At 57.2% G+C, this 19,948-nt stretch carries 17 protein-coding genes and 1 pseudogene; 11 read left to right on the forward strand and 7 right to left on the reverse strand.

Translation table 11 applies throughout. From position 1 onward, the window contains the following. Positions 1-167: 167 nt before the first annotated feature. The 4 genes and pseudogenes from aceE to B9Z33_RS15735 all read left to right on the forward strand — a co-directional run. The gene (gene aceE, locus B9Z33_RS10310) at positions 168-2,885 is read left to right on the forward strand and encodes a pyruvate dehydrogenase (acetyl-transferring), homodimeric type (protein ID WP_108286878.1); all 2,718 of its coding nucleotides are present in this window, start codon (positions 168-170) and stop codon (positions 2,883-2,885) included. A gap of 15 nt (positions 2,886-2,900) precedes the next feature. After that, positions 2,901-4,550 carry a dihydrolipoyllysine-residue acetyltransferase gene (gene aceF, locus B9Z33_RS10315; protein WP_108286879.1) on the forward strand — a complete coding sequence of 550 codons (1,650 nt, stop codon included), beginning with the start codon at positions 2,901-2,903 and terminating at the stop codon, positions 4,548-4,550. A gap of 9 nt (positions 4,551-4,559) precedes the next feature. Next, complete coding sequence (gene lpdA / locus B9Z33_RS10320; protein WP_108286880.1) at positions 4,560-6,404, forward strand: dihydrolipoyl dehydrogenase; 1,845 nt, start codon at positions 4,560-4,562, stop codon at positions 6,402-6,404. 286 nt (positions 6,405-6,690) lie between these two features. After that, positions 6,691-6,783, forward strand: a pseudogene (locus B9Z33_RS15735) (succinyl-CoA--3-ketoacid-CoA transferase); the annotation flags it as partial. A gap of 607 nt (positions 6,784-7,390) precedes the next feature. Here the strand turns inward: B9Z33_RS15735 and B9Z33_RS10335 are convergent. Further along, the gene (locus B9Z33_RS10335) at positions 7,391-8,290 is read right to left on the reverse strand and encodes a hypothetical protein (RefSeq protein ID WP_108286882.1); all 900 of its coding nucleotides are present in this window, start codon (positions 8,288-8,290) and stop codon (positions 7,391-7,393) included. Between the two features lie 219 nt (positions 8,291-8,509). Between B9Z33_RS10335 and B9Z33_RS15445 the strand changes: the two genes are divergently transcribed. Beyond that, positions 8,510-9,106, forward strand: a complete 597-nt coding sequence (locus B9Z33_RS15445) for a hypothetical protein (RefSeq protein ID WP_146183853.1) — start codon at positions 8,510-8,512, stop codon at positions 9,104-9,106. A 6-nt stretch (positions 9,107-9,112) separates the two neighbouring features. Here B9Z33_RS15445 and B9Z33_RS10345 read toward each other — a convergent pair whose 3' ends face one another. From B9Z33_RS10345 to B9Z33_RS10370, 5 genes are all read right to left on the reverse strand, one after another. Next, the gene (locus B9Z33_RS10345; RefSeq protein ID WP_233252791.1) at positions 9,113-9,724 is read right to left on the reverse strand and encodes a 3'-5' exonuclease; all 612 of its coding nucleotides are present in this window, start codon (positions 9,722-9,724) and stop codon (positions 9,113-9,115) included. Positions 9,725-9,738: 14 nt separating this feature from the next. After that, a complete protein-coding gene (ylqF, locus tag B9Z33_RS10350; protein ID WP_108286885.1) occupies positions 9,739-10,665 on the reverse strand; it encodes a ribosome biogenesis GTPase YlqF in 927 nt (308 codons plus the stop codon). 125 nt (positions 10,666-10,790) lie between these two features. Continuing rightward, positions 10,791-11,372, reverse strand: a complete 582-nt coding sequence (locus B9Z33_RS15615) for a hypothetical protein (protein WP_199220324.1) — start codon at positions 11,370-11,372, stop codon at positions 10,791-10,793. Between the two features lie 176 nt (positions 11,373-11,548). Then, entirely contained in the window at positions 11,549-11,830 is a 282-nt protein-coding gene (locus B9Z33_RS10365) for an HU family DNA-binding protein (RefSeq protein WP_108286887.1), read from the reverse strand. A 291-nt stretch (positions 11,831-12,121) separates the two neighbouring features. Further along, positions 12,122-13,021 carry a DNA-binding protein gene (locus B9Z33_RS10370; RefSeq protein ID WP_108286888.1) on the reverse strand — a complete coding sequence of 300 codons (900 nt, stop codon included), beginning with the start codon at positions 13,019-13,021 and terminating at the stop codon, positions 12,122-12,124. A gap of 124 nt (positions 13,022-13,145) precedes the next feature. Between B9Z33_RS10370 and B9Z33_RS10375 the strand changes: the two genes are divergently transcribed. Both B9Z33_RS10375 and B9Z33_RS10380 read left to right on the forward strand, forming a co-directional pair. Then, entirely contained in the window at positions 13,146-14,219 is a 1,074-nt protein-coding gene (locus tag B9Z33_RS10375; protein WP_233252806.1) for a tyrosine-type recombinase/integrase, read from the forward strand. A gap of 50 nt (positions 14,220-14,269) precedes the next feature. Beyond that, a complete protein-coding gene (locus B9Z33_RS10380) occupies positions 14,270-14,587 on the forward strand; it encodes a YnfA family protein (protein ID WP_053176984.1) in 318 nt (105 codons plus the stop codon). Positions 14,588-14,693: 106 nt separating this feature from the next. Here B9Z33_RS10380 and cadR read toward each other — a convergent pair whose 3' ends face one another. Next, positions 14,694-15,143 (reverse strand): Cd(II)/Pb(II)-responsive transcriptional regulator, encoded by a 450-nt coding sequence (cadR, locus tag B9Z33_RS10385; RefSeq protein ID WP_108287104.1) that lies wholly within the window; start codon positions 15,141-15,143, stop codon positions 14,694-14,696. Between the two features lie 89 nt (positions 15,144-15,232). Between cadR and B9Z33_RS10390 the strand changes: the two genes are divergently transcribed. The 4 genes from B9Z33_RS10390 to B9Z33_RS10405 all read left to right on the forward strand — a co-directional run bounded on the left by B9Z33_RS10390 (position 15,233) and on the right by B9Z33_RS10405 (position 19,938). Then, the gene (locus tag B9Z33_RS10390) at positions 15,233-17,479 is read left to right on the forward strand and encodes a cation-translocating P-type ATPase (protein WP_108286890.1); all 2,247 of its coding nucleotides are present in this window, start codon (positions 15,233-15,235) and stop codon (positions 17,477-17,479) included. Between the two features lie 103 nt (positions 17,480-17,582). Next, positions 17,583-17,936 (forward strand): hypothetical protein, encoded by a 354-nt coding sequence (locus tag B9Z33_RS10395; RefSeq protein WP_108287105.1) that lies wholly within the window; start codon positions 17,583-17,585, stop codon positions 17,934-17,936. A gap of 152 nt (positions 17,937-18,088) precedes the next feature. Then, positions 18,089-19,369: a TolC family protein gene (locus tag B9Z33_RS10400; protein ID WP_108286891.1), complete on the forward strand. Its 1,281-nt coding sequence runs from the start codon at positions 18,089-18,091 to the stop codon at positions 19,367-19,369. Positions 19,370-19,401: 32 nt separating this feature from the next. Continuing rightward, entirely contained in the window at positions 19,402-19,938 is a 537-nt protein-coding gene (locus tag B9Z33_RS10405) for a hypothetical protein (protein WP_233252793.1), read from the forward strand. Positions 19,939-19,948: the final 10 nt, after the last annotated feature.

A 19,948-nucleotide genomic window follows, 5' to 3' on the forward strand; every position in this document is an offset into this window, starting at 1 on the left:
GAGTTTAGGTGACAACCCTTGCGTATTTGCCCTGAAGGGCTGTTTACGACACACCAGAATAGTCATCATATTTCACAATGCAAAACAGTTAAGCACAATTTGAAATTCATCAGAAAATATGTGAAAATTCGGGCATCATTTCTGAACAACATCAACAGGAGACAAACATGACCGCGGCAACACCTCAACAGCCGGCTCTGGACATGGACAGCCAAGAGACCCGTGAATGGATGGACGCACTGTCCGCCGTGATTGAAAAAGAAGGCGGCGAACGTGCGCACTTCTTGATCGAGCAACTGCTCGAACATGCCCGCGAAAACAGCATCGACATGCCGTTCTCGGCCAACACGGGTTATGTGAACACCATCGAGCCCAACCAAGAAGCCCGCTGTCCCGGCAACATCGAGATCGAAGAACGCCTGCGCGCCTACATGCGCTGGAACGCCATGGCCATGGTCGTCAAGGCCAACCGGCACAACCCTGAAGACGGTGGCGACTTGGGCGGTCACATCGGCTCATTCGCCTCGCTGGCCCACATGTTTGGTGCCGGTTTCAACCACTTCTGGCACGCAGAAAACGAAAACCACGGCGGCGACTGCCTCTACATCCAGGGCCACGTGTCGCCCGGCGTGTATGCCCGCGCTTATCTGGAAGGCCGCCTGACCGAAGAGCAGTTGCTCAACTTCCGCCAAGAAGTCGATGGCAAAGGTTTGTCCAGCTATCCACACCCCAAACTCATGCCCGAGTTCTGGCAGTTCCCCACCGTGTCGATGGGCCTGGGCCCATTGATGGCGATTTACCAAGCGCGCTTCTTGAAGTACTTGCACGCACGCGGCATTGCCAACACCGAAAACCGCAAGGTCTGGGTGTTCTGCGGTGACGGCGAGATGGACGAAGTCGAATCGCTGGGCGCGATCGGCCTGGCCGCACGCGAGAAGCTGGACAACCTGATCTTTGTCGTCAACTGCAACCTGCAACGTCTGGACGGCCCGGTGCGCGGCAACGGCAAGATCGTGCAAGAACTCGAAGGCGAATTCCGTGGTTCCGGCTGGAACGTGATCAAGCTCTTGTGGGGCAGCGAGTGGGACAAGCTGTTGGCCCGCGACAAGGATGGCGCTTTGCGCAAGCTGATGATGGACACGCTGGACGGCGACTACCAGGCCTTCAAAGCCAACGACGGTGCCTATGTGCGCAAGCATTTCTTTGGCCGCGACCCTCGCACGCTGGAGATGGTCGCGCACATGAGCGACGACGAAATCTGGAACCTCAAGCGCGGCGGCCATGACCCGCAAAAGGTGTATGCGGCCTACCACCAGGCCGTCAACACCACAGGTCAACCCACCGTGTTGCTGATCAAGACTGTCAAGGGTTTTGGCATGGGCAAAGCCGGTGAAGGCAAAAACAACGTCCACCAGACCAAAAAACTGACCGACGAAGACATCCGCTACATGCGTGACCGCTTCAACATCCCGGTGCCAGACAGCGAATTGGCCAATGTGCCGTTCTACAAGCCAGCGGACGACACCCCTGAAATGCGCTACCTGCACGAGCGCCGCAAGGCCTTGGGCGGCTACTTGCCGCACCGCCGCACGAAAGCCGAAGAAAGCTTCACCGTGCCGTCGCTCGACATCTTCAAATCGGTGATGGAGCCCACTGCCGAAGGCCGTGAAATCTCCACCACCCAGGCGTATGTCCGCTTCTTGACCCAACTGCTGCGCGACCAGGCCCTGGGCCCACGTGTGGTGCCCATTTTGGTGGACGAAGCCCGTACCTTTGGTATGGAAGGCCTGTTCCGCCAGATCGGCATTTACAACCCTGCGGGCCAGCAGTACACCCCGGTCGACAAAGACCAGGTCATGTACTACAAGGAAGACAAAGCCGGTCAGATTCTGCAAGAAGGCATCAACGAAGCCGGTGGCATGTCCAGCTGGATTGCTGCGGCCACCAGCTACAGCACCAGCAACCGCATCATGGTGCCGTTCTACGTGTACTACTCGATGTTCGGTTTCCAGCGCATTGGCGACTTGGCTTGGGCTGCGGGCGACATGCAAGCACGCGGCTTCTTGCTGGGTGGCACCTCGGGGCGGACAACGCTCAACGGCGAAGGCTTGCAGCACGAAGACGGTCACAGCCACATCATGGCCAACACCATCCCCAACTGCGTGTCTTATGACCCCACCTTCGCGCACGAAGTCGGCGTCATCCTGCACCACGGTTTGAAGCGCATGGTCGAGAAGCAAGACAACGTCTTTTATTACCTGACGCTGCTGAACGAAAACTACGCCATGCCCGGCCTCACGCCCGGCACAGAAGAGCAGATCATCAAAGGCATGTATTTGTGCAAGCCCGGCGTAGCATCGAGTGGCACCTCCGGCGCGGGCGAAAAGCGCGTGCAACTGCTGGGCTCGGGCACCATCCTGCGCGAATCCATTGCGGCGCAAACCCTGCTGGCCACCGACTGGGGCATCCAGGCCGACGTGTGGAGCTGCCCAAGCTTCAACGAGCTGACCCGCGACGGTCAAGACGCCGAGCGCTTCAACCTGCTGCACCCACTGGAAACACCTCGCGTGTCTTTCGTGGGCCAACAGTTGGCCAAGCACAACGGCCCCGTGGTTGCATCGACCGACTACATGAAGGCCTATGCCGAGCAAATCCGTCCTTTCATCCCGAAGGGTCGCACCTACAAAGTGCTGGGCACCGACGGCTTTGGCCGCTCCGACTTCCGCAGCAAGCTGCGCGAGCACTTCGAGATCAACCGCCACTACATCGTGGTCGCGGCCCTCAAGGCGCTGAGCGAAGACGGCACAGTGCCCGCCACGCAAGTGGCCGAGGCCATCAAGAAGTACGGCATCAACACCGACAAGATCAACCCGCTGTACGCATAAATCCGGGAGACACACATGGCATTGGTAGAAGTACAAGTCCCGGACATCGGGGATTTTGATGAAGTGACCGTCATTGAGTTGATGGTCAAAGTGGGCGACACCGTGAAAGCCGAGCAATCGCTGATCACGGTCGAGTCCGACAAAGCCTCGATGGAAATTCCGTCGAGCACGGCGGGCGTCGTCAAGGAAATGCGCGTCGCTTTAGGCGACAAGGTCAAGCAAGGCTCGGTCGTGCTGGTGGTGGAAGCCGCTGGTGCTGTCGCAGCTCCCGCCGCTGCCCCCGCAACTGCCGCGACACCTGCACCCGCCGCTGCCCCTGCGCCAGTGGCGGCACCTGTTGCCGCTGTGGCCTCTGGCCCTGTGGAAGTGCGCGTCCCTGACATCGGTGACTTCAAAGACGTCGCCGTCATCGAAGTCATGGTCAAGCCTGGCGACACCATCAAAGTAGAGCAATCGCTGATCACCGTCGAGTCCGACAAGGCCTCCATGGAAATCCCATCCTCGGCGGCTGGCGTGCTCAAAGAGCTCAAAGTCAAAGTGGGCGACAAGGTCAACATTGGCGACCTGCTGGCGATTCTGGAAGGCACCGCTTCAGCGGCTGCGCCCGTGGCTGTCGCTGCTGCCCCTGTGGCTGCATCCGTGGCTTCGGCACCTGCTGCTGCGCAACCCACCGTGGCGGCTGCTGCCGCTGCCGTGGCAGCGCCTGCCCACGCCCCCGGCGGCACCACGCTGGGCTTGCCCCATGCGTCGCCATCGGTGCGCAAGTTCGCCCGCGAGTTGGGCGTTCCGCTCGAAGAAGTCAAAGGCAACGGCCTCAAGGGCCGCATCACCCAAGACGATGTGCAAGCCTTCACCAAGGCCGTCATGTCGGGCGCTGCGCAAACCAAGGCGCAGGCCGCCAAAGCCCCTGCTGGCGGCGGTGGTGGCTCTGAGCTGGGCCTGATCCCCTGGCCCAAGGTCGACTTCGCCAAGTTCGGCCCCATCGAGCGCAAGGAGATGGGCCGCATCAAGAAGATCAGCGGTGCCAACCTGCTGCGCAACGCGATCATGATTCCGGCCGTCACCAACCACGATGACGCCGACATCACCGACCTCGAAGCCTTCCGCGTTTCCACCAACAAAGAGAACGAGAAGAGTGGCGTCAAAGTCACGATGCTGGCGTTCTTGATCAAGGCCTGCGTGGCCGCGCTCAAGAAATACCCAGAGTTCAACAGCTCGCTCGACGGCGATGCACTGGTCTACAAAAACTACTGGCATATCGGCTTTGCCGCTGACACGCCCAATGGTTTGATGGTTCCCGTCATCCGCGACTGCGACAAAAAAGGCGTCCTGCAGATTAGCCAGGAAATGGGCGAGCTGGCCAAGAAGGCGCGTGACGGCAAACTGGGTCCCGCAGAAATGACCGGCGCAACCTTCACCATCTCCAGCCTCGGCGGCATTGGTGGCAAGTACTTCACGCCCATCATCAACGCGCCCGAAGTGGCCATCTTGGGTGTGTGCAAGAGCACCATGGAACCCGTGTGGGACGGCAAGCAGTTTGTGCCCCGCCTGATGCTGCCTTTGTCTTTGACGTGGGACCACCGCGTCATCGACGGCGCCGCAGCGGCACGCTTCAACGCGTTCCTGGGTCAAATCCTCAGCGACTTCCGTCGCGTGTTGCTCTAAGGACTTGATATGGCACTGATTGATATTCAAGTCCCCGACATTGGTGACTTTGACGAAGTGGCCGTGATCGAGTTGCTGGTCAAACCCGGCGACACCGTCAAGCCCGAGCAATCGCTCATCACCGTGGAGTCCGACAAGGCCTCGATGGAAATCCCGTCCTCGCACGCTGGCGTGGTGAAGGAGCTCAAAGTCAAGCTGGGCGACAAGGTCAAGCAAGGCTCGGTGGTGTTGGTGCTGGAAGGCGAGGGCGCTGCGGCGGCCCCGGCTACCGCCACTGCTGCTCCAGCGGTTGCGCCTGCTGCTACCACTGCCGCACCCGTGGCCGTAGCCCCAGCCGTTGCAGCCCCCGCAGCCTCCAGCTTTGGCGGCTCTGCAGACATCGAGTGCGATGTGCTCGTGTTGGGCGGTGGCCCCGGCGGTTACTCGGCAGCGTTTCGTGCGGCTGACCTCGGCTTGAACGTGGTCATCGTTGAGCGCTACGCCACCTTGGGCGGCGTGTGTTTGAACGTGGGTTGCATTCCATCCAAAGCCTTGCTGCACGTCGCAGCCGTCATGGACGAAGTCAGCCACATGGCCGACCTTGGGGTTGACTTTGGCAAGCCGGTGGTCAACATCGACAAGCTGCGCGGCCACAAAGAAAAAGTCATTGGCAAACTCACAGGCGGCTTGGCGGCCATGGCAAAGATGCGCAAGGTCACCACCGTGCGCGGCTTGGGCCAGTTCGTGGGTGCCAACCACCTCGAAGTGAGCGAGACCAGTGGCACAGCGCAAGAGCAAACCGGCAGCAAAAAAGTGATCGCGTTCAAGCGCGCCATCATCGCTGCTGGCTCGCAAGCCGTGCGTTTGCCTTTCATGCCCAATGACCCACGCGTGGTCGACAGCACAGGTGCTTTGGAACTCAAAGAAGTGCCCAAGCGCATGTTGATTTTGGGCGGCGGCATCATCGGCCTAGAGATGGGCACCGTTTACAGCACGCTGGGCGCTCGCCTAGACGTGGTGGAGATGATGGACGGCCTCATGCAAGGCGCTGACCGCGACTTGGTCAAAGTCTGGCAAAAGATGAACGCCAAGCGCTTTGACAACATCATGCTCAAGACCAAGACCGTGTCCGCACGCGCCTTGCCCGAAGGCATTGAAGTCACATTTGCACCAGCAGAAGAGGGCGGCACAGCCCCCGCACCGCAGGTGTACGACCTGGTGTTGCAAGCCGTGGGCCGCACGCCCAACGGCAAAAAGCTCGCCGCTGAAAAAGCTGGCGTGGCTGTGACCGACCGCGGCTTCATCAACGTCGACATTCAAATGCGCACCAACGTGCCGCACATCTTCGCCATTGGCGACATCGTGGGCCAGCCCATGTTGGCGCACAAAGCGGTGCACGAAGCACACGTGGCGGCTGAGGTGATTGCGGGCGAACTGCAAGGCAACAAAGAGCTGGCAGCTGCTGCGTTCAACGCACGCGTCATCCCCAGCGTGGCCTACACCGACCCCGAAGTGGCATGGGTGGGCTTGACCGAAGACCAGGCCAAAGCCCAAGGCATCAAGGTGAAAAAGGGCTTGTTCCCCTGGACGGCGTCTGGCCGCGCCATTGCCAACGGCCGCGACGAAGGCGTGACCAAACTGCTGTTTGACGATTCACCCGAGGCCCACGGCCACGGCAAGATCTTGGGCGGCGGCATGGTGGGCACGCATGCGGGCGATATGATTGGCGAGATTGCTTTGGCCATCGAAATGGGCGCAGACGCTGTGGACATCGGCAAAACAATCCACCCACACCCCACGCTGGGCGAAAGCATCGGCATGGCGGCAGAAGTGGCGCACGGGTCTTGTACTGATTTACCGCCAGCAAAGAAGTAAACGACCTCGGCTCTCAAAGCATTAAAGCCCCTGACAGGAAACTGTCCGGGGCTTTTTAATCGGCATAACGGGATGTGGGTTGGAAAATATTGTGTATTTGAAAAGTATTTATGCCAGCAAAGGCCCTATTTAAAGGGCCGCTGTCGCTGGGCAACGTGCGCCCAACACGGGTCGAGCCTGCCAGACTATGAGATGGACAAGCGCGTCAATTGGTGATTTAGTGAGACGGCGATTTCAGCAGCTGCGGGGAGCAGCTGCGTGCGCGCCAGACCCAATCCATCCGGCAATGAATGTGACCAATGCGGGACTGAAGGTGATTGAGCTGGCCCCTGGCGTGACGCCTGAGCTTCTTCAAAGCAAGACGGGTGTGAGGATGATTTCTGACCTTGGCGAGGTGATTTTTTCGAAAAAGAGCCTCGAAAGAGGCCCTTTTGATTTATCGTGGTGTTTTTGATACTGGGGCTCACGATGAATCACTTTACCCGTGTCATTTCCAGTCTGATCACCAGCGCAGGGATTGCCTTGTCTCTGTTGCCGGCAACATCACATGCGCAGGCGCCGATTCGCATTCAATTTGCACCCGGAGCTATCAGCGGCGAATGGAAAGGCCAAATTTTCCAGGGTGCCCAGGACTTTGTCTTGCGTTTGGGCCGTGGCCAAACACTGTCTGTCAGCAGTCCTGACGTTTATACATGGACCCTCATGGGACCCGATGGCCAAACATTAGGTTGCAATGGTCAAAGTTATTGCCACGATGGCGAGGGTGTTTACTCGCTTCCAATGTCGGGGGATTACGTTGTCAGCACGGGATACCGGATGAGTAGTTGCTACAACTGCCCTGTTGCCAAGACGCGAAAAGTTAATCTGGTATTCATTGCGAAGTAGATCCGCTGGGACAAGCAATTGCACAAGAAGTAAACGCTTCGCTCTTTAAATGAAGAAGCCCGAACAGGAAACCGTTCGGGCTTCTTTGATTTCACTACATCTCAATGCGCCCCGAGGTAACACCCCTCAGCCCGTTCCCCATCCACCTCATCATCTTCTTCGCTGCACAGCGCCGCAATCAAGGCTTGGTCCACCACCTGGCCGGGTAGCAGCAGCTCTTCATTCGTCCAGCGCTTGACCAAGTGGCCGTTTGCCACGCCGCCCGTGTGTGGGGCCTGGTAGGCGCGGCGGTGTTGCATGGTGATGCCGCTGTTGGCGTTGGCAATGAAGCGGCTTTCGCCCAAGGCCCAGGGTTCAAAGTAGGCATTGGCGGCGGCGTCCACTTGGCGAAAGTAGCTGCGTGCGCCTTCGGCGTTGAGCTTTTTGCGCACGGTGCGGGTGATGAGGCCTTGCAAGTGCTCGAGCGCTTCATAGTCCATCTGGCTGATGGTGGCGTGGCTCATGTCAATTCCGGCCAGCGCAGGCGCAGCGGCCAAATCGGCGGGCAGCACTTGCACCATGGCTTTGACCACATCGTGTTGCGGCGCCACGGCGGTTGCCACACCGCGTGTTTGGGGCTGAATGGGGCAGCGGATTTCAACAAAGCGGGGTTTGACGGGGCCGGTGCAGCCGTCGTGGTGGTAATACTCGCCTTGGCTCAGCCGCCCTTTGCTGGAGCGCCCACGCACGTCGCGGTAGGTGGGGTGCTGGGTGTGCACATTCAGGCACACCACCAAGCCGGTGGCATCGACCAATTGGTAAAAGGCCTCGCGCCATTCAGGCAAGAGGAGTTTGTCGTGCAGGTAGTCGTTGGGCTCTTTAGCTTCTTGACCCACTTCGCCTTCGATGACCAACACAAAAGGGCGTGGCCTGCGAACGCGCCACAAGGCGTTGGCAAAGTTCAGCACCGAGCTGGTGGTTGCAGAATGTGTGTCGGCGCTGAGGGCCGTGCGTTCGGACATACAAAAGTTCATTGAGCGGTTGGACTGTGACTGCAAGCAGAAGCAGCGATCGATTTTAGGGCTTCGCAATCGTGGACGGACAACGCTCGTAAGGGGATTCAAGCTGGGGCGGTTGATCAATCGTCGGAGGTCTGAAAAAGATTGGATTTCTGACGGTTGAATAAAATAACAAAATCAACAATTAAACGGGTGATTTAGAAATCACTTCATGAGTCATGTATGAATACTTTTAAACGACCAGCATGGATAGCAATTTTTAGCACTTTGCTTGCTGGTTGTGCTGTTGAAACGGTGAAAGATTTGGGTGGCAATTACCGTTTTCGTGCAGAAGCTCGTCAAGGAAGCCACCGTGAAGCGGTCAACAAAGCCTATGAATTGGCCAACAAAAAATGTGAAAGCTTGGGTCGTGGCGCAGAAGAAATTAAGAGTCGTCCTTTGGAGGATTACTACGGCGGCGCTTACGAGGTAGATTTTCATTGTTACGATCTTTCTGTTCGCGCTGCACAAAAACGCAAAATAGAAGAGGACGCCAAAAGAGAAGCTGACAAGCGCAATGCAATAGCAGCGGAACAACAGCGCCAAGCTGATTTGCAACGCAAGAAGGACGCCGCTGAATGGGAGCGTGGACGCCCAGCTCGCGAAGCCCAAGCCCGTAGAGAACGAGCCGAATTGGAGGCGAAATTACGAGTTGTTTGCCCCATGTATTACGCTGCCCGTCAGAGCTGTGCCACTGCTGCGCACCCCAATTACTGCATGAACGTGCGCCTTAGCAACAATTATTCAGAATGGACAGACTCTCAATGCCGCAACCGCTGAGCTGATCTAAATCCCAGCCGTACCTAGCGCTTCCCAAACCCGAATCGCCGCATAAGCGTCATTGGCCGCGTAGACCAGTTGGGCCTCGCTCAAGCGGGCATTGGCCCAGTTGCTGGTGGCGGCTTTTTTGGACTTAATGAAGCGCTGCTTGAACAGCACCGCCACCGCACCTTTGACGCCCATGTCTTTGCGGTAGCCGCGTTGGTGGAACACGGTGTTGAGTTCCAGAATGCCTTGGGGCTCAATGCCCAGTTTGTGGATGATGCGTTTGCGGTCATCGCCCAGCCCGAAGCCGGCTTTGGCAATGCCCCCCAGAGCCAGCAAATCTGCGGCGACAGCCCGGCAATCGGGTTCGTGCAGCTGGAACACCCAAGCCCGCTCGGCCGTAGACAGCTGCAGGATGTGCGGCCCGTCTGACTGTTCACCAACCCTGAAAGTGGGTTTGGATTCGGTGTCAAAACCCCAAGCCCGCGCCTTGGTCAGTTGATCGTAGGCATGGCTGGCCTGGGAGCCTGTCCTCACCAATGTGATGCGGTCGAGTCCCAGCCGCTCAAACGGCGGGAGGAGGGCGATGGCGTCTTTGTCAGGCGTTGCGCGGTGCGTTGTTGCAGTTGGCATGGAGGAGCCGCTCGTCATTCGCGGGCCTGTTTTTTGGCTTTTTTGCTGCCTTCTTTGCGCAGGGTTCTTTCGGCATCGGCTTTTTTACCTTCTGCCAGCCAGAGTGCAAATTCAGCCGGGGTTTCGAGTGTCACGCGGCCCAAGGCTGCTGATCTGAAATCATGGATCACCAGCTCGGCTGCTTTGGTCGTGTTGACGCGCCCACCGCTTTGAATGGCACCGCGCTGGCGTGCGATGGCTTCGAGCATGGTCTCGTCGATGTGGCTGGGCACGTCTTTGATTTTGTAGCGGGCTTCCAGCGCCTCGGGGTAGTGCGCAATGAGGTAGTTCAACAGCTCGAGCGCAACTTCTTCTTCGTCGAACGCATTGACACCGATGGCGCCGCTGGCCGCCAGGTTGTAGCCACTTTGGGCCACGATGATGCGGGGCCAAAGCACACCAGGGGTGTCGTAAAGGTAAAAGTCATCGGCCAGCGTGATGCGCTGCTCCAGCTTGGTCACACCGGCTTCGTCGCCGGTCTTGGCGGCCCGCTTGCCTTTGAGGGTGTTGATGAGCGTGGATTTGCCAACGTTGGGAATGCCGCAAATGAGCACGCGCATGGGCTTGACCATGCCCCCGCGATGCGGGGCCAATTGCTGGCAGGCATCGATCAAGGCCTTGGCTGGCGAAACCATGCTGGTGTCCAGGCCCAAGGCCCGCACATCCGGCAAGGCGTTGTAGTGCGCAAGCCAAGCGGTGGTTTGCGCGGGATCGGCCAGGTCTTGCTTGCTCAAGATCTTGAGCCCCGGTTTGCCCTGAATCAGCTCGGCCAACATGGGGTTGGCGCTGGAGCCGGGCAGGCGGGCGTCCAGCATTTCAATGACGACGTCGATGTCTTTGATGCGCTCCCCAATCGCTTTGCGCGTGAGGTGCATGTGTCCGGGGAACCATTGAATCGCCATAAAAACCGCTGCCAACCGAAAGTCAAAGAGAGTGATTGTCGGTCACTTCAAGACGCCGGGTGGATTATTTGCAACGGCTTGCAGGTGAACAAGCCCTTGTGTCTGGCCATGCCAGTAATCCAGCTCTAACGAACGAGGTCTTCCATCGCATCAATCACCAAGCTGGTTCCGACGGCAATCAACAAAATATCGGAGGCCACACGCACATATTTGTAGCCCGCAGGGGGCACGCCAAAGCTCAACACGACAGCGCGTGGAACGTCGTAATAAATAACACCTGGTCGCAATGGTGCGCCTTTGCGCCATGGTTTGGCTTGGCCAGGCGGCAAGCAACCGGTGCCCTTTTTGGCCAAACCCGGTGGGCAAAAGCCCATGTTTTCCGGCCTGCCGTAATAGCTGCGGGCGGCTTCCAAATGCTGCTGCTGAAAATAGCCACCAATTGCAATTTGGCCTGCCGCAGAAGAGGGCGCAGACATGTGTGGCGGCTGCTGGGCGGGACGATGGGCGCGTTGGCGCTCCCTGCTTTCTTGCTGCATTTGCTGCATTTGCTGCATTTGCTGCGCATGGTGATCTTGCGGATGCTTGCCATGTTGCTGCCCTTTGTGTGGGGGCTCGTCGCCTGGTCTTTGTGCTTGCGCGCATTGTGGCAGCCACAGCGCATGCGTCAAGGCCAGCAATGCCGTGCAGACGTATCGGGTTGAAGTCATGGGGTGCTTTCAGTTGAGCTTGTCAAACAGTGAGACTGCACAACTTATCTGAGCGCGAAGACATGCGCTGTGCGCCAAGCCACATAAATTCAAGCTTTGCCCTGAATCGTTCACCCCCATGAAAAAAGGCAGCCAGGTGGATCACCATGGCTGCCTTTCGGCGGAAGCAAATGAAATTACTTCTTCTTGTTCACAGCGGCTTTGAAAGCGGCACCAGCGCTGAAGCGGGGCACAGTGGCAGCTGCAATTTTCAGCTTCTCGCCAGTGCGGGGGTTCTTGCCAACGCGTGCTGCACGCTTGGCGGCTTTGAAGGTACCAAAGCCAATCAGTTGCACGTCTTGTTTCTTGGCAACGGTCTTGGTGATGATTTCAACCAAAGCGCTCACGGCACGGCCGGCAGCTGCTTTGGACATGTCTGTTTCTTTGGCCAATGCTTCGATCAATTCTGCTTTGTTCATGATTTTCTCCAAATTAATAGAACGCCGGGATTTTGCCATGTAACGAAGGTGTTGGCTGATCGAATGCGCTGAATTTATACAACTTATTCAAATTTTCTTACTTAACATAATATACATCGTATGAATCATATGATGCATGAACACGTTTTTGAATTCAAGCCAAGGACGGTCACACAAGTAAAGTTGACGCTACTTTCCAAGTAAAGTTATAGCTACTCACATATTCCAAGTAAAGTTGACGCTATCAAGGACTGGTGATTTGGCAAGACCAAAACGTTGATGTGCTAACTTCTATCCGATTACGCTTCGTACGGCTTTGTTCTTTGCTGCAGATTTGAGTTTTTTGGGTTGCATGTCGTTGATGCGTGCAAGATAACCTGATGCGCGCTCTGATAGCTGCGTGTTTTGCATCCTCAGCTCGTGCAGTTGCTTGGTCAAATTTCCTGCCACTTCCAGAGCCTCACTTTGATGTCGTATCTGCTTCTTTTTTTCAATCTCCACCTCTGCCTGTAATTTTTTTACTTGTTGGCGCTCGCGATCAATCTCCGCCATCAGTCTTCGTTCTGAAGACACATACTGTGCCTGAAGCGCTTGGATTTCAGCGCTGTGAGCCAGCAGTTGCGCATCGTGACGGCGACGCTCCTCATTGCCTTGGGCAACTTGCTGTTGAAGCGCCAGACGCGATGATGTAAGTTCCTCATCCTTCTTGTTCACATGCATTTGAAGCTTATGCGCTTGACCTTGTGTTTCGGCATGCTTCAGTTCAAGCGCATCAAGGGCTTGCTTTAATTCTGATGCCTTCTGCGTGAACGCTCCACGCTCAGCTTCAATTTCAGCAAGCACCGTCGTCATTTGCTGTTCTTGCTGACTTGCTGTGTTCGCGAAATCTGCTTTTGATGCTTCAAAAGTACTGTGAGCCTCCTGCAAAGCGCTTTTCCAGAGGGTTTTCATGGCTACTTGCACAGTAGCTGGCAATTCGCTTGTTTTATCGGATTCACCCGTTGGTCCTCTCAAACGCTCTCCCAATGAAGAAAACCAGACCTCCAGCATCGGGCCCACGGTGTTGGGCGATCCACGGCCCAATTTCATGCGAACACGTTCGATGGTCGGTTTGAGTTGCTCACTGAGCAATTCGTCGGCTGCGCCGTTGACATCGGTTTGCTGAACACCCCTTGGACTTTTAACTTGCATCGCCCTGCTCCTTGCTGTAAATTTACCAACGATAAGAGATATTTATCGTGATTTAAAGGATAAAAAGATAAATAATCTTACATGCTATGTAATATTTCATCAAAGAAATAAGCCGCCCATGAACTTGCGCCTGCCCACGCTCAAAAATACACCCGCCCTGGAGCCAGAGGCCCTGAGCGAAGTCACCCAACGCGCCGTCGAAGATCTGCTGCGCGAAGGTGAATCAAAAAACACCCTCATCAGCTACCGCAGCGCCTTGCGCTACTGGGCCGCATGGTTTGGTGCACGCTACGGCCGACAAATACAGCTGCCCGTGCCCACCGCCTGTGTGCTCCAGTTTGTCGTCGACCACGCGGATCGAACCACCGACAAAGGCCTGGCGCACGAGCTGCCCATCGAGATCGATCAAGCCCTGGTGAAATCCGGCTTCAAAGGCAAACTCGGCGCACTCGCACACAACACCCTGATTCACCGAATTGCGGTCCTGTCCAAAGCCCACCAAATTGGCGAGTTCAAAAACCCTTGCCACGACCCCAAAGTGCGCGAGCTTCTCTCCCGCACCCGCAAGGCCTACGTCAAGCGGGGTGCCCTCCCCCGCAAAAAAGACGCCCTCACCAAAGAGCCTCTTCAAGCCATCTTGCAAACGTGCGATGACTCAGTCATCGGCATCCGCGATAGAGCACTGATCTTGTTCGCCTGGTCCAGTGGCGGGCGCAGGAGATCCGAGGTGGCCAGCGCAGACATGCAGTTTTTAAAACGCACCGGCCCCGATGCCTATCTCTACAACTTGGCGTTCTCCAAAACGAACCAAGCCGGCGCAGAACGCGCTGAAAACCACAAACCCATTTTTGGCCTCGCAGCGCAAGCCCTCTCGGCATGGCTCACCGTCAGCCACATCACCAGCGGGGCGATTTTCCGAAGAGTGCGCAAAGGCGGTCACATCGCTGAAGCGCTCTCCCCTGCCGCTGTCAAAGATATCGTTAAAAAGCGATGCTTGTTGGCAGGCATTGACGGCAACTATGCCGCCCACTCCCTGCGCTCAGGGTTCGTGACAGAGGCAGGCTTGCAAAACGTTCCCCTCGCTCAGACCATGGCCATGACGGGGCACCACAGCGTCTCCACCGTGTTGGGGTATTTCCGCATCACACAAGCGGCTGAGGTGACAGACCTTATGAGAGATGCGCGCCCCAACACTTGAAGCTCAACTGGGGTATGAACTTGTATGGAAAATCAGGCACAGGAGATCAAATGAAGACCATCACGCTCTATTTCGCAACCGCAATCGCTGAAATCGTGGGGTGCTACCTGCCCTGGCTCTGGCTCAAGCAAAACGGATCTCCATGGTTGCTGATACCCGCCGGAGTCAGTCTGGCGGCCTTCGCGTGGCTACTGACACTGCACGAAGCTGCCACCGGACGCGTCTACGCTGCTTACGGGGGTGTCTACATCTTTGCAGCTATTCTTTGGCTATGGGCCGTCGACGGCATCCGACCATCGAATTGGGATGTCGCGGGTGTTGCCGTGGCCCTGCTGGGTATGAGCATCATTGCCTTTCAACCGCGCTAGGAACAGATCCTCAATTTGGAGAATGCTTTGAAAAAAGCGCCTTGCTTGCGGATCTCGGAACAGTGTTTACGGGCGCTCAAAGGGACTCGTACTCCTTTGACGCAAATCAGTGCGCCCCATGCACATGGCGCGCGCCTCGCTTGCCCACCGACCCCACTTCCTTAGAGGCCTGAGCAATTCCGGAAAGCACACCGCACTCACTGACAGAGCCGTTTCCGGCACAACCGGTTCGCAACTCAACAAGTTGCCTTTGCAAGACCTTCAGCTCTCTGATTCGAACCGCCACATGCTTGATGTGCTCATCAACCAAGGCGTTGATGTCAGAACAGTCCTGTGGGGGGGAATCTTTCATGCGCAACAGCGCTCGAATCTCATCCAGGGCCATGTCCAAGCTTCGGCAGTACCGAATGAACGAAAGTCGTTCAACGTGCTCCGGTCCATAGACGCGGTAGTTGCCTTCTGTTCGCCCCGGCTGTGGCAACAAGGCCTCACGCTCGTAGTAGCGAATCGTCTCCACCTGTGTATCGGTGGCCTTGGCGAGCTCTCCAATCCTCATTGTGTCCTCCATCAGCGGTTGACCATATTTTAGGCGCTTGACTCTAAAGTGGCTACAGGGTTTCTAATCGCTGTAACGAGGAAGAAATCATGAGTACAAGTACATCTTGCGAAGGCGCAAAGCCACAGGTCCGCCCGACTGAGAACGGATGTTCAGCCGCTTCCTGCGTACCCTTGGTGCAATCTGAGCAGGACGTGGCGCATATGAACACAGACCAGTCACAGAAAAGGTTCCGTATCTCCAACATGGACTGCGCCTCAGAGGAGTCCGAGATTCGGCGCGCTGTGGATGGCATCCCGGAAATTGAAGACTTGCGATTCGATCTGGGGGCAAGCGTACTGACCATTTCTGCGAGCCAAGCTGCATTGCCAAACGCACTACAGGCGATTCGAAAGGCAGGGTTTAAGCCTGAGCCCATCGACGAAGCCGACAAAAAACCTTCCGGTACAACTAATGCGTCTGCGACCTTTTGGGACGTGTGGGGGAAACTTCTAGCGGCGCTCGGCTTGGCATTGGCAGCAGAGGCGATCGCGTACGCCTTCCCTGCGACGACCTGGATCAAAGCCATGGGCATGGGCATCGCTTTGGGTGCCATCTTCCTTTCAGGATTCGGCGTCTACGGAAAAGGCCTGGCTGCGCTGCGGCAAGGACGATTGAACATCAACGCCCTCATGGCAGTAGCCGTCACAGGCGCCTTCTTGATCGGCCAGTGGCCTGAGGCAGCCATGGTGATGGCGCTCTATGCCATTGCAGAGGCCATCGAAGCGCGGGCGGTCGACCGTGCGCGAGGCGCCATCAAAAGCCTTCTTGCCTTATCACCAGAGCAAGCCGAGGTACGCCAGGCCGACGGCGGCTGGCTTCGGATTGACGTCAAGTCTGTTGCATTGAACTCGGTGGTACGTATCTCTCCGGGTGAGCGTGTTCCGCTTGATGGCACCGTGCTGGCGGGTCAGAGCGCGGTGGATCAATCGCCTTTGACAGGCGAGAGCCTGCCCGTGGACAAAGGACCTGGTGATGAGGTGTTTGCCGGAACCATCAACCAGGCCTCTGCTTTGGAAGTCCGGGTCACATCGCCTGCCTCCGACAGCACGCTCAGCCGGATCATCAAAGCCGTCGAGGAAGCGCAAGCCTCTCGCGCACCGACGCAGCGTTTTGTTGACCAGTTCGCCGCCGTCTACACACCTGCGGTCTTTGCCCTTGCGGTGCTGGTTGCCGTCGTGATGCCCTGGGTGGCCGGGATCACGTGGCTCGAAGCGGTCTACAAGGCTTTGGTCCTGCTTGTGATTGCATGCCCTTGCGCCTTGGTCATCTCCACACCCGTCACGGTGGTGAGTGGTCTGGCGGCAGGGGCACGGCGGGGTATTTTGATCAAGGGAGGCGTTTACCTTGAAGAAGCCCGAAAGATCAAAGCCGTCGCTTTGGACAAAACCGGCACCATCACCGAAGGGAAGCCCAAATTAGTGGCGTTCGAGCCCATCGCGCCCGACGAGCCAGAGCAACGGGTAGAACTGCTCGCAAAGAGCCTGGCTGCGCGTTCAGACCACCCCGTCTCGAAAGCGATTGCTCGAGGCCTAGCGGTACAAGCCCAAGAAGTCGAAGCATTTGAAGCTGTCGCAGGTCGTGGCGTCCAGGGGGTGATCGATGGCCACCCCTACATCCTGGCCAATCACCGTTGGATCGAAGAGCGCGGCCAGTGTTCTGCGACATTGGAAGCACGCCTCGCAGTTCATGAAGAGGCAGGACGAACTGTGACCATTTTGGCCAATCGGGACCGGGTGATCGCGCTATTCGCTATAGCGGACACGATCAAACCGTCATCGATCGAGGCCATTTCCGAGATGAAGGCGCTGGGGGTCGTTCCCATCATGTTGACCGGTGATAACGCCGCCACGGCGCGCACCGTAGGACACTTGGCAGGCATTTCAGAAATCCGAGGCAACCTGCTGCCCGAGGACAAGCTCAAGGCGATTGAAGAGTTCCAAGGACGATACGGTGTGACGGCCATGACCGGTGACGGCATCAATGATGCCCCGGCACTTGCAAAGGCGAACATTGGCTTTGCGATGGGCGCTGCGGGCACTCACACGGCCATGGAAGCGGCCGACGTCGTCGTCATGAACGACGACCTGCGCCGCTTGCCCGAGACGATTCGCCTCTCCAAACGTACCCATGTCATTTTGTGGCAGAACATCACCCTGGCTCTGGGCATCAAGGCGGTGTTCCTGCTCATGGCCATCTTTGATGACGCGTCTATGTGGATGGCGGTCTTTGCCGACATGGGCGCAAGCTTGTTGGTGGTTTTCAACGGGCTTCGGCTTCTCAAGGCAGTCAAGTGATGGCTCCTTGGCAGCTGTAAACCTCTTCCATTTCCTCAGGATTACTGAGGCCAACGCCTCGTCCCGTGATCAAGCAAGCCTGAAGCGACTAAACTATCAACTTATGAAAAAGTTCTTGGCAATTTTCTTGCTGGTTCTGTTGCCCTTGCAATACAGCTGGGCAGCAATGGCAAGCTATTGCGAGCACGAAACCAGTGTAACTGCCAAGCACCCTGGTCACCACACCCATGACCATGCGTCAATTGACCAGCAAGAGTCCAGCAAAAATGCCCCTCAATCGGCGGGCATGGACCATGACTGTGCCACTTGTCATATGGGTTGCACCGCTGCCCTGGTCAGTGATCTGAGCAAGACCACATTAGCGGCCTCTGACGATCACCCACTTCACCTTCAGGTCATTGCTTCTCATATGGCAAGTGAACGTCCTGAACGGCCTCAATGGCCCGTGCTTGCCTGATCGGCGAGCCTCGGGTTTCTTTACCTTTCCCTCTTTTCGAATCCCCTGTGTGCGGATGCACATGACGCTTTGCGCGTTGTGCGTCATCGCCTAGCGACGTGTTGTCGCTGCTCGCTGATCTCCTTGGATGTTTTCACCATTGGAGATGAGCTATGAGTTTGTACAAAAAAAGACCGACACCGATTCGAATCGCGCTGTTGGTCATGACCCTGAGTGGCTTGGTGCTGACGGCCCAAGCACAAGGCACATCCGCCGCCGCGTTGAGTGGCTCGGTGTCCTTGAAAGATGTTTTCGAAACGGCGTGGCAAAGGCAACCCGAGGCGCACGCGCTTCAATCGCGTCGCGATGCCGCCCTGGCCCAGGCCAAAGCCGCGTCGATGCTGTCCCCCGAGCCGCCCTCGCTGGAGATAAGTCAGCGATCAGACCGGATGACAGGCAACAGCGGTGCGCGGGAAGCTGAGGTGGGTATCGCCGTTCCAATTTGGCTACCCGGACAACGCACAGCCAGTGCCGATCTGGCGCAAGCTGAAATATCGTTGGTTGAGCGCAAGCTGCTCGCCTCACAACTTCGGCTCGCTTCTTCCGTCAGGGATGCTTGGTGGGGCTGGTTGCGAGCTCGCGTAGATGCTGAACTGGCGAGCGAACAACTGGCCAATGCACAACGCCTCGCCGCTGATGTTGCCAAACGGACCAACGCGGGTGATCTGGCAAAGTCCGACCAGCATCAAGCCGAAGGCGCTGTCGCTGCGGCCCAAGCGCATGCCGCCCAAGCTCAAGCTGCATCTGCCGCAGCCTTGGCACAAGTGATGGCGCTGACAGGCAGGACGGCTCCGGCAGACTTGAAAGTCAACGCGGCGGTGGAGCCAACGCCAGATTCGACCCCACATACGGGTGCGTCAGTGGGGCATCCCTTGTTGGCTGAACTGGAGGATCGCATCACGATGGCCGAGCGGACGGCTCAGCTGATCAGCGCCCAGAGGCGATCCAACCCGGAACTCACGGTGGCCACAGCGCGCGGCCGTGGGGCATTTGGAGAACGCTATGGCCAGACTGTGCTGATTGGCATTCGCGTGCCCTTGGGTGCTGGCCCTAGGCATGACGCCCGTCTTGCGACTGCACAAGCCGAAGCGATAGAAGTGCAGTCACAACTGGTCCTCGAGCAGGCGCGCATTCAAGCCGACAAACAAGGCGCTGCAGCTCGTCTGGAGGCCGCACGCACTCAACTTGATGCTGCGCAGCGACGAGCCCAGCTGGCCAACGAGTCCCGCAGCTTTTTTGACAAGTCGTTCAGGCTGGGTGAGTCGGATCTGCCCACCCGCTTGCGCATTGAAGCAGAGGCTGCAGAGGCCGCGAGACAAGCCGCTCGAAGCCGAATTGACCTGGCCTCCGCCATTTCGGCATTGCGGCAGTCCTTGGGCCTGCTGCCTCAGTGATGCTGACACCCCTCAAAAATTCAAGGAACATCATGAAGATCATTCATTCAACAGTCGCCACCTTTATGGCGCTGATATTCACATTACTCAGTCCTATGGCCATTGCCGGTGCGGGTCACGACCATGGAGAAGCTGCTCCACAAGCGCATGGGACAGCACTGCCGCGTTTCGTCGCGGTTTCAGAGGATCTGGAAATGGTCGGCATTGTCAATGGCAAGCAGCTGACGATTTTCCTGGACCGTTTTACAGATAACAGTCCGGTTAATGACGCTCAAATTGACATTGACATCGAAGGCAGCAAATACAAAGCTGAAAAACACGGCGTAGGTGAATACGAAGTCATCCTCAAGGACACGCTCAAACCTGGCGTCATTGCCATCACCGCAACCATTCAGGCCGGTGAACTGAACGACCTGCTGACTGGCGAACTCGATTTGCACGAGGACGAAGATGAACCTGTCAGTGGTTCTTCTTGGAAAGGCATCGCCCTGTGGATCGGCGGGGGGTTATTGGCCCTGATGGCATTAGGCGCGATCGTTCGCTTTCGTCAACAAGCTCGTACGGCCTAAGGAGCCTCAG

The organism is Limnohabitans sp. T6-20 (genome assembly GCF_003063505.1).
Taxonomy (GTDB): Bacteria; Pseudomonadota; Gammaproteobacteria; order Burkholderiales; family Burkholderiaceae_C; genus Limnohabitans_A.

Bases quoted from the DNA above. Each gene is read 5' to 3' on its own strand.
- aceE (WP_108286878.1), top strand. From the start codon at position 168: ATGACCGCGGCAACACCTCAACAGCCGGCTCTGGACATGGACAGCCAA.
- aceF (WP_108286879.1), top strand. From the start codon at position 2,901: ATGGCATTGGTAGAAGTACAAGTCCCGGACATCGGGGATTTTGATGAA.
- lpdA (WP_108286880.1), top strand. From the start codon at position 4,560: ATGGCACTGATTGATATTCAAGTCCCCGACATTGGTGACTTTGACGAA.
- B9Z33_RS10335 (WP_108286882.1), bottom strand. From the start codon at position 8,290: ATGTCCGAACGCACGGCCCTCAGCGCCGACACACATTCTGCAACCACC.
- B9Z33_RS15445 (WP_146183853.1), top strand. From the start codon at position 8,510: ATGAATACTTTTAAACGACCAGCATGGATAGCAATTTTTAGCACTTTG.
- B9Z33_RS10345 (WP_233252791.1), bottom strand. From the start codon at position 9,724: ATGCCAACTGCAACAACGCACCGCGCAACGCCTGACAAAGACGCCATC.
- ylqF (WP_108286885.1), bottom strand. From the start codon at position 10,665: ATGGCGATTCAATGGTTCCCCGGACACATGCACCTCACGCGCAAAGCG.
- B9Z33_RS15615 (WP_199220324.1), bottom strand. From the start codon at position 11,372: ATGACTTCAACCCGATACGTCTGCACGGCATTGCTGGCCTTGACGCAT.
- B9Z33_RS10365 (WP_108286887.1), bottom strand. From the start codon at position 11,830: ATGAACAAAGCAGAATTGATCGAAGCATTGGCCAAAGAAACAGACATG.
- B9Z33_RS10370 (WP_108286888.1), bottom strand. From the start codon at position 13,021: ATGCAAGTTAAAAGTCCAAGGGGTGTTCAGCAAACCGATGTCAACGGC.
- B9Z33_RS10380 (WP_053176984.1), top strand. From the start codon at position 14,270: ATGAAGACCATCACGCTCTATTTCGCAACCGCAATCGCTGAAATCGTG.
- cadR (WP_108287104.1), bottom strand. From the start codon at position 15,143: ATGAGGATTGGAGAGCTCGCCAAGGCCACCGATACACAGGTGGAGACG.
- B9Z33_RS10390 (WP_108286890.1), top strand. From the start codon at position 15,233: ATGAGTACAAGTACATCTTGCGAAGGCGCAAAGCCACAGGTCCGCCCG.
- B9Z33_RS10395 (WP_108287105.1), top strand. From the start codon at position 17,583: ATGAAAAAGTTCTTGGCAATTTTCTTGCTGGTTCTGTTGCCCTTGCAA.
- B9Z33_RS10400 (WP_108286891.1), top strand. From the start codon at position 18,089: ATGAGTTTGTACAAAAAAAGACCGACACCGATTCGAATCGCGCTGTTG.
- B9Z33_RS10405 (WP_233252793.1), top strand. From the start codon at position 19,402: ATGAAGATCATTCATTCAACAGTCGCCACCTTTATGGCGCTGATATTC.